The sequence below is a fragment of the Xanthomonas sp. WHRI 7065 genome, assembly GCF_040203115.2.
In the GTDB taxonomy this organism is placed as follows: Bacteria; Pseudomonadota; Gammaproteobacteria; order Xanthomonadales; family Xanthomonadaceae; genus Xanthomonas; species Xanthomonas arboricola.
In genome coordinates this window covers 1,033,471-1,047,570 of record NZ_CP168194.1, presented here as the reverse complement: position 1 = coordinate 1,047,570, position 14,100 = coordinate 1,033,471, and the positions used below count along the sequence as shown (strand labels likewise).

Below are 14,100 nucleotides of genomic sequence, written 5' to 3'. Positions count from 1 at the left end.
GGATCGGGCGGTCTGATTCGACCGTCTGATCCGATCGTCGTAGCGCCGAACCGGATCAGCCGGTGTTCTGCACGCCTTGCGAGACGCCGTTGACGCAGGCGACCAGCGCGCGCAACAGCTCGTCGTCTTCGCCATCGGTGGCACGCCAGCGTTGCAGCAGGTCCACCTGCAGCACGCTGATCGGGTCGATGTAGGGGTTACGCAGGCGGATCGACAAGGCCAGCCGCGGGTCGTGCTGCAGCAGCGACTGCTGGCCGGTCAATGCCTTCACCCAGCCTTTGGTCAGCGCCAGCTCGGCGCCGATGCCCGGGAAGAACCGCTCGTGCAGTTCGCCCGACAGCCGCGAGAACAGCTCGGCGATGGTGAGGTCGCCCTTGGACAGCACCATCGCCACGTCGTCGAGAAAGGTGCGGAAGAACGGCCAGTCCTGCGCCATCTCGCGCAAGGTGTCTTCGTGCCCGGCATCCACCGCCGCCTGCAGGCCGCTGCCCACGCCGTACCAGCCCGGGATCACCGCACGCGCCTGGCTCCACGCGAACACCCACGGAATCGCGCGCAGGTTGGACAAGGCCGCGTCCTGGCCGAGCCGGCGCGACGGGCGCGAGCCCAGCGTCATGCGTTCGATCACGTCGATCGGCGTGGCGCGGCGGAAGTACTGCATGAAATCCGGCGCGCCAACGAACGCGCGATACGCCACGGTGCTTTGTTCGGCGACCAGGTCCATCACCGGCCGCCAGCGATCCTCGCGCGGCTCGGGCGCACGCGGACGCAGGCTGGACAGCAGCACCGCGCCGGTCATCTGTTCCAGCGAGCGCAGCGCCAGGGCACGGATGCCGTACTTGCGATGGATCACCTCGCCCTGCTCGGTCACGCGCAGCCGGCCATCGACACTGCCGCGCGGCGCGGCATCCAGCGCGCGGCTGGTCTTGCCGCCGCCACGTGCGATCGAGCCACCGCGGCCGTGGAAGAAGGTCAGCCGCACGCCCAGCTCGGCGGCGGCTTCGAGCAGTTCCACCTGCGCGCGCTGCAGCCCCCAGCGCGAGGCGGTGATGCCGCCGTCCTTGCCGCTGTCCGAATACCCGAGCATCACCATCTGCGTATCGCCGCGCGCGGCCAGGTGCTGGCGGTAGACAGGGTCGGCCAGCAGATCCTGCACGGTGCCGGTGCCGCCGCGCAGATCGTCCACGGTTTCGAACAGCGGCACGATATCCAGCGGCACTGCGCCGGCGTCGTCGACCAGGCCGCCACGGCGCGCCAGCGCCAGCACGGTGAGCACGTCGGCGCGGTTGTGCGCCATCGAGATGATGTAGCTGCCCAGCGCATCGGCGCCGTGGCGGCTGCGCGCATCGGCAAGCGCGGCAAACACCGCATCCAGCCGCGCATTGCCTTCGTCATCCACGCGCGGCAATGCCTGCTCTCCGGCTGCATACGGACCGAGCAATGCAGCGCGCTGCCTGGCATCCTGTTCGTCCCAATCCGCCTGGCCGAGTGCGTCGGCCACTGCACGTGCATGCACGCTCGATTCCTGGCGCACATCCAGCCGCGCCAGGTGGAAACCGAAGGTGCGCACACGCCACAACAGGCGGCGCACCGCGAACCAACCGGCGTGCAGGCCCTTGTTGGCCTGCAGGCTGTCCAGGATCAATTGCAGGTCGTGTTCCAGCTCGGACGGGCTGGTGTAGGCACCCGCGGCATCGTCCAGCGTGGCCTGCAGGCGCGCGCGCATCAGATCGTTGAGCAGCCGGTACGGCATGTCGCCGTGGCGCGGACGCGAGCGTGCGGCGTCCTCCGGCAACAGCGCGCGGTAGCGCTGCAGTTGCTCGCTCAACGCCGGGCTCACCGCCACCAGCGTGGTCGACTGGCTGAGCAGGCTGGCCAGTTGCCAGAGTTCCTTCTGATAACGGTCCAGCACCGCACGCCGTTGCGCATCCAGCGTGCCGGCGATGGTGACGGCATCCACGTTGGGGTTGCCGTCCATGTCGCCGCCGACCCAGGTGCCGAAGCGCAGCAGCCGCGGCAGGGTCGGCACGCTGCCGTAGGTTTCTTCGATGGCGTGTTCGAGGGTTTCGTACATCACCGGGACCACGCGATACAGCACCTGGGTGAGATAGAAGCCCACATGCTCGCGCTCGTCCTCCACGGTGGGGCGCACCGGCGAGGAGTCGGCGGTCTGCCAGGACGCGGTCAAGGCCATGCGGAAGCGCGCCGCGTCGGTGGCGCGCTCGTTGGGCGTGCGCATGCCGTCCAGGTTGTCGACCAGGCTGGCGACCATCAGCTGCTCTTTTTCCAGCAGCGCGCGGCGCACCGCCTCGGTGGGATGCGCGGTGAACACCGGCTCCACGTCGATCCGCGGCAACCACTCGCTGAGTTCGTCCAGCGTCACGCCCTGCGCCTTGAGCCGGCGCAAGGCATCGTGCAACCCGTCCGGCTGCGGCGTGTCGGTGCCGCTGCGCTGGTATTCGCGGCGGCGGCGGATGCGGTGCACGCGCTCGGCGATGTTGACCACCTGGAAATAGGTGCTGAAGGCGCGCACCAGCGACTCGGCCTCGCGCGGCTCGCGCCCGGCCAGCTGCTCGCTCAGCGTCGACGGCGGGGCATCGCTCTCGCGGCGCGCAATCGCCGTGGTGCGGACGCGTTCGATCTCATCGAGGAATTCCGCAGAGACCTGCTCGGCGAGCAGGTCACCGACCAGTGCACCGAGCCGACGCACATCGTCGCGCAAGGCAAGATCGGGGGTAGCGAACACAAGACTGCTGCGGTACTCGTTCATCGGAAACGCACACCCTCTCAAGCGCAAAGTCGTCGAAGACTAACCCAAAAGGATTAGATGATCGCGACCGGCACGACGGTTTCAACACCAACCATCGTGTGCTGGCGCACGTGGCGATGAATCTCGTAGGAGCGCGCTGGCGCGCGATGGGGCTTTCCCGGTCATGCCCCATCGCGGGCCAGCCCGCTGCTACGCGATGTGGCTGTCCTGGTCATGCTGCGTCGCGCCCGGGTGCGCTCCTACCGGTGATCGCGGCAATCGTGTGGACGGCGCAGCAAATCTTCCCGGGACGCGAGGCGGACGCATTCACCGTAGGAGCGCACCCGGGCGCGAAGAAGCGTCACCGGTAAAGCCGCATCGCGCGCAAGCGCGCTCCTACCGGTGCCAGCGCACCATCGATCAACGCGTGCGCGTAGCGCCGGTCTCCTTCACCGGCTCGCCGAGATTGGTCTTCAACCACTGCTCGCTCTCGGCCAGCATCTGCAGGATCGACTGCCGCGCGCGGTACGCATGCGATTCGTTGGGCAGCAACACCAGCCGCGCGTTGCCGCCCAGGCCCTTGATCGCGGCGAACATGCGCTCGCTCTGGATCGGGAAGGTGCCGGTGTTGTTGTCGTCCTGGCCGTGGATCAACAGCAGCGGATCCTTGATCTTGTCGGCGTAGTTGAACGGCGACATCGCCTGATACACCGATTGCGCCTGCCAGTAGTTGCGCTCCTCGGCCTGGAACCCGAACGGGGTGAGGGTGCGGTTGTAGGCACCGCTGCGCGCGATGCCGGCCTTGAACAGCCGCGTGTGCGCGAGCAGGTTGGCGGTCATGAAAGCGCCGTAGGAGTGCCCGCCGATGGCGATGTGCTCGCGGTCGGTGACCCCGCGCCGCACCACTTCGTCCACCGCGGCCTGCGCATCGGCGACCAGCTGCGGCACATAGGTGTCGTTGGGTTCGGCATCGCCTTCGCCGACGATCGGCATGGTCGGGTTGTTGAGCACCACATAGCCGATCGCCAGAAACGCCTGCGGCCCCCAGTAGCTGATCGCATTGAAGCGATAGGGCGAGTCGGTGACCTGGCTGGCGGTGTCGGCACTCTTGAACTCGCCCGGATAAGCCCACATCAGCAGCGGCCGCGGGCCGTCGCGCTTGGGGTCGTAACCGGGCGGCAGCAGCAGCGTGGCGGTGAGGTCCACGCCATCGGCGCGCTTGTAGCGGATCTGCTCCTTCTGCACGCCACGCAACTGCGGCAGCGGATGGGCGAAATGCGTCAACGCCCGCGGCGCAGGCGCTGCATCGCCCAGCGCCTGCACGACATAGTTGGCCGGCTCCTCGGGCGATTCACGGCTGAGCAGCAACTGCGTGCCCTGCGCATCCAGCAATGCCAGCGGTGCGGAATAGCTCGGCGCCTGCGAATGGAACAGGCGCGTGGCGCGCTTGCTCTGCAGATCGAAGCGATCCACGAACGGGCGGTCGCCTTCCGGCGAGGCGCCCTTGCCGAGCAGGAACAGGCTGTTGCCATCGGCGCCGGTCTGCAGCAGCGTGCGGCCCTTGCCGTCGGCCACGGTCGCCGGCGTGCCGGGATCGTTGTAGCGGTCCTGCGAGGAGCGGTCCCAGAGCAGTTCGGGCGCGCGCTGCGGCTGGTCCGGTGCAATGCGCCACTGCTTGGTGCGGCGGGTCTTCCACCAGCTTTCGCTGAGGATGGCCAGATCGCCGCGGCCCCACTGGATGCCTTCGATGCGGCTGCCCAGTTGCGCCAGCGTGACCGGCGCACGCGTAAATGGCGCAGCCTGCATCAGCACCGCATCACGGATCTTGCTCTCGCGTGCCGGGTCGCCGCCGTCCTGCGCCTCGGCCCAGACCAGCGTGGCCGGCGCATCGACGCGCCAGGCGATGTCGCGCACGCCGGTGGGCACGGCATCGTTGCCGGTCGGCAGGCCTTCCACCAATGGCAGCCGGGCGATCTGGTGCACCAGCTTGCCCTGCAGGTCCAGCACCTCGATACGGCGTGCGAAGTTGTCCACCGGCACCAGATACGAGAACGGCCGTTCGCTGCGTTCGCTCAGGATGTAACGGCCATCCGGCGACACCGACAGATTGAGATAGATGCCGGGCGTGGCGATCGGGCGCACCTGCCCGCTCACGCTGACGATGACCGGCTGGCCGGTGGCGTAATACTCGAACACGCGCGCATCGGCCTCGTTGCGCAGCAAGTCCTGATAGGTCGGCAGTGAACGCACGCCGGCAGCGGCACTGGTCTGCTGGATCGCCGGGCCGTCCGGCACCGCATCGCGGGTGGGCGACGCGCCCTGCCCGGCCACTTGCTGCTGCAGCAGCAGGCCGCTGCCATCGGGCAACCAGCGCAGATCGTCGTTGACGCTGGTATTCAAACCGGCCACCAGACGCCGCGCCTGCCCGGCCGCCACGTCCACCAGCCACAGCTCGTTGGCACCGCTGGCCGCGTCCTCGCGGCGGAACGCCAGGTAGCGCTGATCCGGCGACCAGCTCAACGTGGCCAGCGACAGTGGTGACGGCAGCCCGGCGATCTGCCGCTCGCTGCCGTCGGCCACCGACAGCAGCCACAGCTTATCGGCAAAGGAGAACCGGCTGCTGGCAAAGGTTTGGGGATGGATGCGCAGGCCGGCCAGCTTGAGTTCGGGCTGGGCCACCTCGGCGATGTCCGGCAACGCCGGCAACTGCACCATCGCGCCCAGGTCGCGTTTGGGCGACAGGTGCAGCAGCGGCGCGCGCGGGGCGTCCACCACTGCCTGCAGCGCCTTGGAGGGCAGTTGGTAGCCAGTGCTTGCCGCAGCGGCAGGCGGGCCAGCCGGCGCGACGCCTGCGGCCGCAGCCAGTGGTGCGCTCAGCGCCAGTACGCCTGCCAGGGCCCATCGCTGCTGCCGCCTGCCGTGCCGTGCATCGGGTGTCGCCTGCATTGTCCATCCCCAGTGTCGATCGACTCCGGACCATAGCAGCCACGTGCCCCCCGCTCCCCTGCCGTTGGTTGGGGCGCGTGCCACTTCAAGCCGGCCAATTCATGCCGGAGGGGGGTGCTGCCGATATAATCAACGCTCTCGTCGAGGGGCGCTGCGACCGGTATGGCGGACTGATCCGCCAACTGCACGAAAAGTGCGGGAAATACGGCCAGGCTCGACAAGCATTCATCGTTCAACGGCGCCCCGCATTGCAGACATTGGTCTGCTTACCGGAGCTATTGCATGAACGCTGTCACGAAAATCGCCCCACATACCGATTACAAGATCGCCGACCTCTCCCTGGCCGATTGGGGCCGCAAGGAGCTGGACATCGCCGAGCACGAGATGCCGGGCCTGATGTCGATCCGCCGCAAGCATGCGCAGACCAAGCCGCTGAAGGATGTACGCATCACCGGCTCGCTGCACATGACCATCCAGACCGCGGTGCTGATCGAAACGCTCAAGGACATCGGCGCCAACGTACGCTGGGCCTCGTGCAACATCTTCTCCACCCAGGACCACGCGGCCGCCGCGATCGCCGCCTCCGGCACGCCGGTGTTCGCCTGGAAGGGCGAGACGCTGGAAGAGTATTGGGATTGCACCCTGGACGCGCTGACCTTCACCCTGCCCGACGGCACCCAGACCGGCCCGGAACTGGTGGTGGACGACGGCGGCGACGTCACCCTGCTGATCCACAAGGGCTATGAGCTCGAAAATGGCAGCACCTGGGTCGACGAGCCGGCCTCCTCGCACGAGGAAGGCGTGATCAAGGCGCTGCTCAAGCGCGTGGCCGTCGAGCGTCCGGGTTACTGGACCCGCGTGGTCAAGGACTGGAAGGGCGTCTCCGAAGAGACCACCACCGGCGTGCACCGCCTGTACCAGATCGCCGAAGCCGGCAAGCTGCTGATCCCGGCCATCAACGTCAACGACTCGGTCACCAAGAGCAAGTTCGACAACCTGTACGGCTGCCGCGAGTCGCTGGCCGATGGCCTCAAGCGCGCGATGGACGTGATGCTGGCCGGCAAGGTCGCGGTGGTCTGCGGCTATGGCGACGTCGGCAAGGGCAGTGCCGCCTCGCTGCGTGCCTACGGTGCCCGCGTGATCGTCACCGAGATCGACCCGATCTGCGCCCTGCAGGCGTCGATGGAAGGCTTCGAGGTCAACACCATCGAATCCACCCTCGGCCGCGGCGACATCTACGTCACCACCACCGGCAACAAGGACATCATTACCGTCGAGCACCTGCAGGCGATGAAGGATCAGGCCATCGTCTGCAACATCGGCCACTTCGACAACGAGATCCAGGTCGATGCGCTGAACGCACTCAAGGGCGTGGAAAAGATCAATATCAAGCCGCAGGTCGACAAGTACGTGTTCGGCAACGGCAATGCGATCTTCCTGCTGGCCGACGGCCGCCTGGTCAACCTGGGCTGCGCCACCGGCCACCCGAGCTTCGTGATGTCCAACTCGTTCGCCAACCAGACCCTGGCGCAGATCGACCTGTGGGAAAAGCGCGACAGCTACGAGAAGAAGGTCTACATCCTGCCCAAGCACCTGGACGAAGAAGTCGCACGTCTGCATCTGGAAAAGATCGGCGTCAAGCTGACCACCCTGACCAAGGACCAGGCCGACTACCTCGGCGTGGACGTGGCCGGCCCGTACAAGCCGGATCATTACCGCTACTGATCATGCAGGCTGACGGCCAGCGGCCGTCAGTGCTGATCATTTGCAGAACGGGCGCCGAAAGGCGCCCGTTCTGTGTTTACGCCGCGCGCCATGCGGAGATGCTGCCCGATACGTCGTTACATGCCCTGCCGGTCGTCGCGCAGCGCACTGCGGCACTGCGCGACGAAGTCATGCTGCCAGGACGCCAAGTCAAACCCTTCGCGCTGCTGGAACGACACGGTTTCGCCACGCAATGCATAGCAGCGATTCTGCGTCAAACGCAATGCAGCCAAGTGATCGCCCGCCTCCCAGCAACGGTCGATGCAGACCTGCATCGCTGCATAGTCCGGGTTGGTCTTGGCTCCGCCGAACGCAAACTCCATCTGCTGGACCATCGCCAGCACCGGATCATTGCCTGCTTCGGCCGCACGTAGCAGACGCAGCACGCTTGGATCGGGAATACCGAACGCCCAGTTGGCCAGGATCGCCGCACGTGCCGCATCCACCGCAGCCTCGTGCTGCCCCAGACGCCTGTGCTGCACTGTCAGCATCGTCCACGCCCGCTGCAGCTCGGGGAAGCGACGGCATGCCGCCTGCAGCAATTCGATCGCTTCGGACGGCTCTCCTGCCTGCACATGCAGCTGCGCGCGCTCGATCAATGGCAACGGCGAATCCACATCCGGAACATCATGCGCGCGTGGGTCCCAACTCTCGTCGTCCCAGGCCTGCTCGTCCAGCACATGGTTGATGTCCAGCCACTGCGCGAATACATCCAGCGACGAATGGCTGAACACCATGCGCCCTTCATCGTGAAACATCTCGCACACCACTGGCGTTTCGCCTTCGCAGCCCAACGGCCAATACAGACCGAAACAATCGCCGTTACCGAGCGCGCCTTCGGCAATCGTCCAAAAGCCCTGTGGCGGATAGGGACCTGCGCAGACGGCGGTGTCCAGCGTCAAACCATGAAGACGTTGAGGAGCGCGCATGCTCGGGTTCCAGGCAGGATCTGGCGGCCATTATCGCAGTGGCGCGGCGACCGCGATGCGGAAGCGCCATCGGTGGCCAGACAGGAGGCCCGTTGCCAGCCCCCCGGCCAGGGACTCGACCTGGACGCCCAAGACGCTGCGTTAAAATGCGCCCATGCTCCCGAAATTACATTGGTCCAGCGCGAAAAGATCGCCCACACCATGCGCAGCTACGTGCACAACGCCCACGCCGAACCCTACGCGAGGCGAAGCCGTGGAAAACAGTAGCCTGGAACCAACGCAAGTGTTCAAGCCATGCTGGGCAACAGCGAAGCCCATGAACTGCCGGCAGCGATCATGACGTCGGCCGCGCGGCGGGACATGAAGGCACTGGCAGACGCGACAGGGTTCAAGAAGTCCGCGATGGATGCAAATGTTGCCGCACAGCGCGCCATCGGTTATCTGCTCGACAGCGTCGGTCCACCGCGGCAGACGAAGCACCGGCAGTTCGGTGCCGTGCGGCGCCGCCTGGGAGTGGACTGGGCGTCGTCCGACCTGCTGCGCGCAACCGTCGGCCGTTGCGTGCAAATCGGCAAACCGCGCTGATGCGCTGGCCGTGGTCCGCCCCTGCTCCCCGCCTGGCCGATACGCAGGCCGATACCCTGCTGCAGGCCCTGCTGTCACGTGACGGTGCGCGCATCACCGATGCCGCGCACGAGGTCGCGCAGACGTTCGACACAACGGTGCTCGATGCACTGGCAACGCATGCGGAGCGGATAGAGCGAAGCAGCCAGGGCCTGCAGTTCGGCGGCCTGCTGCTCAGCAACAGCGTGCACCTCATCGCCGCCGTGCGGCGCCTGCGCTTCTGGCACGCCCGGGCGGGCTGCCTGTGTGCGCTCAATCCCGGTTACCTGTTCTTCGACCCCCGCAGCCTGATCGACCAAAAGCAGATGCAGCTGCTCGGGCTGGAAGTAGCCGACGATGGCTGGGGCGAGTGCCACCACGTCGCCTGCACCCGCTGCGGCCGCCCCTGGCACGCCACCGACCGCGAATACCATTACCCCTGGTGGGAATGGACCGCCGATTGACGGATGGGCGTCGGTCCATCGATTCAGAGTGCACCGGCACATACACGCTGCGTCACGATCGGTGCTTGCAGACGCTGCATCTCCAGCAATCGGACTCCCCGGAGGCAGCACGGGTTCGAGTCCGTCATGAGGGCGACGCCACGTCAGGGGAGGTAGGATTGGCATCACGTAACGCAGCAGTGGACTTACCGTTGAAAGCCCGTCAGGAGCACGTAGAAGCCGTCCTCGACGACTGCATCCGTGTCGTGTGTTCGACCGGCCCTGTGCGCGAGCGGCTTCTTGCGGTGGGGACAGCAACCGATGATGGGGTTGCCATTGCCTACACGTCAAAGCAGGCCCTTGCGGCGGCGCTAAGCCATCTGCAATCGCTGCAGCTGCCATTCGGCGATGCGCCGGGAGGCTGGCCACCAGCGGCGGTTTTTTGCCAGCTGCGTGACGCAGGCTTGGTCCACGGACCGATACGCACCATCACCTGGAGCCGACCCGACCAACCAGCCCTTGGCATTGGCTAGCGACTGGGCAACCTGGCATCGGCATCACGAACCGACAGCGTCACCCCATCCAATCAACCCATCAACGCCGGTGCTTATTGTTCGGTGATAGGCAAGGCACCGCTGAAGGAGTTGCTGCTGCGCGCCGCAGTGATCGCTGATCGGCGTCGCCAGGCAGCGGGCCGAGCCTTCCCCCGCACTCACCCTTGCAATGATCAGAGCCGCGCCGCCGACGATTGCCTGCAGACGCGCAGCGTTGGACGAGCGACTGCACGGTATGGATCCCCGGACGACATTGCGACAACCCGGCAGCACGCAGCTGCAGCCAATAACTTTCCAAACTCTGAGGGAGAACGTCGCGCTGCCACGCTGATGCCGTTTCACAGGACGACGGCGTGCATCACTCCTTGTCATCGCACTCTGAAGAGACATGCTCATGAAAAACACCCTCGTCGCACTGGCCCTTTCGGGGCTGGCAGTGACGGCCGCACCCGATGTCTTTGCGCAGTCCGCATCCGGCGACGGTGCGGGTTGGTTCGTCAACGGCGGCGTCGGCCGCACCTCGCTCAAGAGCGGGCCCTACGATGGCAGCGCTACCGGCTACAACATCGCCGCCGGGTATCGCTGGAACGTGCTGTTTCCGTGGTTATCGATTGGCCTGGAAGCTGGCTATAACGATCTTGGCAATATCCAGGCGAAAAATCTGTTCAACGGTGATGCCGTCGTGGAAGACGAAAGCCAGCTGCATGGCTGGACCGTTGGCCTGAATCAACGCTTCGCACTGGGCGACAGGTGGTACGCCAGCATGCGTGGCGGACTGTATGGCTGGAAGGGCCAGGGCCTGCGCAATGACACCGTGCCCGACCGCTCCGACCTGGACAAGCTGTCGTGGTATGCAGGCGCCGGCGTGGGCTACAACCTGGGCGAGCACTTCAGCATCGGCGCCAACTACAACCATTACAACGCCAAGAAATTCGATGTCGATCTGAGCACCGACATGGCATCGGTGAATGCCGAGTACCGGTTCTGACAGCCATCAGCATGTCGAGCTGCGGCGAGTCCGAAACAGCAGACGCAGCTCGACTCTGCAGCCGTACGTGCAACCACGTTCACGCTCGGCGAAAGGATGCGCCGGTGGCGGCGAAGCGGCGCCATGCCGCCGCCACGCCTGAGTTCAAGAGCAGCGCTGCTTTCCCTACCACGGGAAAATCCCACGATACGAAGCGAGCCATCTACCTGCTACGGCCGCCAGTTCGCATTGCGTTCCCAGAACGCCACGCTGCGCCGGTACGCATCGCGGTCCAGTGCCACACCGGAGCCGCCCTCCTCCACGCCCAGTGCATTGCGCAGCATGGTGATGGGTGCCATCGGAATTTCTTCCGGCTCGGTGGTATAGAGGCAACCGACCACGCCCCAGTCGGCGTCGATCGGCGCGCCCTCCTTGGCCAGCTGATCGCGGCTGTAGAGGATCGGCAGCAGATACGTCGCCACCGGTGGCTCCACACCTTCGAACCAGCGCACCAGCACCGGCAATTCCTGCGTGCTGCGTGCCTCGTAGCCGGAGCGCAGCTGGTGGCGCTTGTCGTCGGTGATCGGCGCAGTGAGGCAGCGCGTCGAGGTCCAGTTGCGGTGCACATGCAGCTGGCAGAACGGCGCATAGCCTTCTATCACGCGCACCGGCGCCTCTTCATTGAGCCGCTGGATGAACTGCTCGGGCGTGCAATCCTGGATGGCGTTGCGACGACCATCGCGAGGAAACAGACGGGTGCGGGCAAACGGTGTGAGAACGATGGACATGACGGTGGTGGGTGGCAAAGAACGCCAGGGTAGCCTGCAGCCCTGCCATGCGACCACTTACCAGATCAGATCGTCCGGCACCTTGAACTGGCTGTAATAATCGTCGTCGCTGTCCGGCGCCGATGGCGTGCTGCTACGGCCATGATCCAGCACCACAGTGTCCGCATCGCGGCTGTAGACCTTGTCGGCGGCGGCGCGCGGAATCAGCTCGAAGCCATCGCCATGCCGCACGATCACCAGCGCCCCGCTGGCCAGCTGGCTGCGCAGCGTGGGATTGACCAGCACGCTGCGGATGACGCGGCCGTCGTTGAAGCGGTAGTCGATCTCGCCATCGCGCTTGACCTTGTTGGTCTCCACGATCTGCCGGACCTGGGCCAGCACTTCCTGCCGCCGCAGCTGCAGCTTGCGTTCTTCGGCCAGCGCGCGATCGCGCTCGGCGCGCTCGGCCTGTAGCCGCGCCGCGTCCACCTTGTCGACCTCGGCCGGTGCCACGGCCGCGCCCTTGGCATGACGCTGCTTGTTCTGCTCGCGCGCGACCTTGTCCACCTGGGCCTTCTTGACCAGGCCGGCCTTGAGCAGTTGTTCTTGCAGCGGATTGCGCATGGGAGGGGAACCGGTGAATGTGCGCCCAGTTTACCGCGCCCCGCGCCACCCAGCCTGACTGCCCAAGCCCGCGCCGGCTGCAGCACCGCGCCGTACCGCGGTACCGCGATCCACCGCCACCGCGCAAAGCGCGACCTGCATCGGGGTTTTCGCAGGTACTCGCATTGAATACGTATGCACAACAGCGATGTTGCGCCGCGATGCACGCTTAGCATCACCGCGCGCTGCACGCCGTGCGCGCGCTTTCCGGAACAGGGGCCGGAGGCCTTGATGCGGGTATCGCGCAACATGCGTGTGCTCGCGCTTACCGACTGGAGATCCATCCGATGCGCGATACGCACACTCCACCCCCACCCTCACGGCTTCAACGCAGCTCGCGGCTGCTGCTCGCCGCGCTGGTGCTGCTGCTGACCACCGCCAATGTGCAGGCCGATGTGATCCTGCACGCCTTCAATTGGCCGTATGCCACGGTGGAAGCACGCGCCAAGCAGATTGCCGATGCCGGCTATCGCAAGGTGTTGGTCGCTCCCGCCTATCGCTCGCAAGGCAGCGCGTGGTGGGCACGCTACCAGCCGCAGGATCTGCGCGTGATCGATGGCCCGCTGGGCGACACCGCCGCGTTCTCGCGCATGGTGCAGGCGCTGGCCAACAACGGTGTGGAAACCTATGCCGATGTGGTGCTCAACCACATGGCCAACGAGGCCGCGACACGCTCGGATCTCAACTACCCCGGCAGCGCCGTGCTCGCGCAATACGCTGCAAATCCAGGCCGCTATGACACCTTGCGCCTGTTCGGCACCTTGCAATCGAATTTCCTGAGCGCCAGCGATTTCGGTCCGGCCCAGTGCATCACCAACTACAACGACGCCTATCAGGTGCGCACCTATCGTATCTGCGGTGGCGGCAGCGATCCGGGCCTGCCGGACCTGGTCGGCAACGATTGGGTGGTGCAGCAGCAGCGCGCCTATCTGCAAGCGCTGAAGGGCCTGGGTGTGACCGGCTTCCGTGTCGATGCGGCCAAGCACATGAGCTTTGACCATCTCAATCGGGTCTTCGATGCGGGCATTCGTTCCGGCGTGTATGTGTTCGGCGAAGTGATCACCGGCGGCGGCAGCGGCAACGGCGATTACGACCAGTTCCTGGCGCCGTACCTGCAGTCCACACCGCATGCGGCCTACGACTTCCCGTTGTTCAACGCGGTGCGCAATGCATTCGCCATTGGCGCCAGCCTGCAGCAGTTGGTGGATCCCGCGTCCACCGGACAGGCCTTGCCGGGCAATCGCGCGGTGACCTTCGCCGTCACCCACGACATCCCCAACAATGCCGGCTTCCGCTACGCCATCCTCGACCCCGTCGACGAGACGTTGGCATACGCGTATCTGATCGGCCGCAACGGCGGCATGCCGATGGTCTACACCGACAACAACGAAAGCGGCGACAACCGCTGGGTCAACGCCTATCTGCGCGACGACCTGCGCCGCATGATCGGCTTCCACAACGGCGTGCAAGGCAGCGACATGCAGGTGCTGTCGTCCAGTTCCTGCCATGTGCTGTTCCGGCGCGGCAGCCTTGGCATCGTCGGCATCAACAAGTGCGGCAATCCGGTCACCACTACCGTGGCGATGAATGGCAGCGTGCTGTACTGGAATGCGGATTATGTGGATGCACTGGGCTCGGGCAGCGTGGTGCGTATTTCCAGCGGCTCCTACACCTTCACGCTGCCGGCGCGCGGTGCACGCATGTGGCGGCGCTGA

10 protein-coding genes and 1 riboswitch are annotated in these 14,100 nt (G+C 65.9%); of the genes, 5 read left to right on the top strand and 5 right to left on the bottom strand.

Annotated elements, in window-relative coordinates:
• Positions 1-55: 55 nt before the first annotated feature.
• Both ppc and ABQY64_RS04390 read right to left on the bottom strand, forming a co-directional pair.
• Complete coding sequence (gene ppc / locus ABQY64_RS04395; protein WP_349780346.1) at positions 56-2,770, bottom strand: phosphoenolpyruvate carboxylase; 2,715 nt, start codon at positions 2,768-2,770, stop codon at positions 56-58.
• A gap of 399 nt (positions 2,771-3,169) precedes the next feature.
• The gene (locus tag ABQY64_RS04390) at positions 3,170-5,644 is read right to left on the bottom strand and encodes a prolyl oligopeptidase family serine peptidase (protein ID WP_374151358.1); all 2,475 of its coding nucleotides are present in this window, start codon (positions 5,642-5,644) and stop codon (positions 3,170-3,172) included.
• A gap of 188 nt (positions 5,645-5,832) precedes the next feature.
• A riboswitch (S-adenosyl-L-homocysteine riboswitch) is annotated at positions 5,833-5,946 on the top strand.
• 31 nt (positions 5,947-5,977) lie between these two features.
• On the opposite strand from ABQY64_RS04390, the gene ahcY reads away from it, so the two are divergent.
• Positions 5,978-7,420 carry an adenosylhomocysteinase gene (gene ahcY, locus ABQY64_RS04385; RefSeq protein ID WP_016902210.1) on the top strand — a complete coding sequence of 481 codons (1,443 nt, stop codon included), beginning with the start codon at positions 5,978-5,980 and terminating at the stop codon, positions 7,418-7,420.
• A gap of 116 nt (positions 7,421-7,536) precedes the next feature.
• On the opposite strand, the gene ABQY64_RS04380 is transcribed toward ahcY, so the two are convergent.
• Positions 7,537-8,388 (bottom strand): tetratricopeptide repeat protein, encoded by an 852-nt coding sequence (locus ABQY64_RS04380; RefSeq protein ID WP_349780344.1) that lies wholly within the window; start codon positions 8,386-8,388, stop codon positions 7,537-7,539.
• Positions 8,389-8,682: 294 nt separating this feature from the next.
• Here ABQY64_RS04380 and ABQY64_RS04375 point away from each other — a divergent pair, with 294 nt between their 5' ends.
• The 3 genes from ABQY64_RS04375 to ABQY64_RS04365 all read left to right on the top strand — a co-directional run bounded on the left by ABQY64_RS04375 (position 8,683) and on the right by ABQY64_RS04365 (position 10,976).
• Positions 8,683-8,973, top strand: coding sequence for a hypothetical protein (locus tag ABQY64_RS04375; RefSeq protein ID WP_349780343.1), 291 nt, complete (start codon positions 8,683-8,685; stop codon positions 8,971-8,973).
• The gene (locus ABQY64_RS04370) at positions 8,973-9,455 is read left to right on the top strand and encodes a hypothetical protein (protein WP_349780342.1); all 483 of its coding nucleotides are present in this window, start codon (positions 8,973-8,975) and stop codon (positions 9,453-9,455) included. The genes ABQY64_RS04375 and ABQY64_RS04370 overlap by 1 nt, the downstream gene beginning before the upstream one ends.
• Positions 9,456-10,382: 927 nt before the next feature.
• Positions 10,383-10,976, top strand: a complete 594-nt coding sequence (locus ABQY64_RS04365) for a porin family protein (protein WP_349780341.1) — start codon at positions 10,383-10,385, stop codon at positions 10,974-10,976.
• 209 nt (positions 10,977-11,185) lie between these two features.
• On the opposite strand, the gene ABQY64_RS04360 is transcribed toward ABQY64_RS04365, so the two are convergent.
• Together ABQY64_RS04360 and ABQY64_RS04355 are read right to left on the bottom strand one after the other, a co-directional pair.
• Entirely contained in the window at positions 11,186-11,743 is a 558-nt protein-coding gene (locus ABQY64_RS04360) for a DUF3228 family protein (RefSeq protein WP_349780340.1), read from the bottom strand.
• Between the two features lie 57 nt (positions 11,744-11,800).
• On the bottom strand, positions 11,801-12,346 hold the full coding sequence (locus ABQY64_RS04355) for a DUF2058 domain-containing protein (RefSeq protein WP_046345723.1): 546 nt from the start codon (positions 12,344-12,346) through the stop codon (positions 11,801-11,803).
• Between the two features lie 383 nt (positions 12,347-12,729).
• Between ABQY64_RS04355 and ABQY64_RS04350 the strand changes: the two genes are divergently transcribed.
• A complete protein-coding gene (locus ABQY64_RS04350) occupies positions 12,730-14,100 on the top strand; it encodes an alpha-amylase family protein (protein ID WP_024938324.1) in 1,371 nt (456 codons plus the stop codon).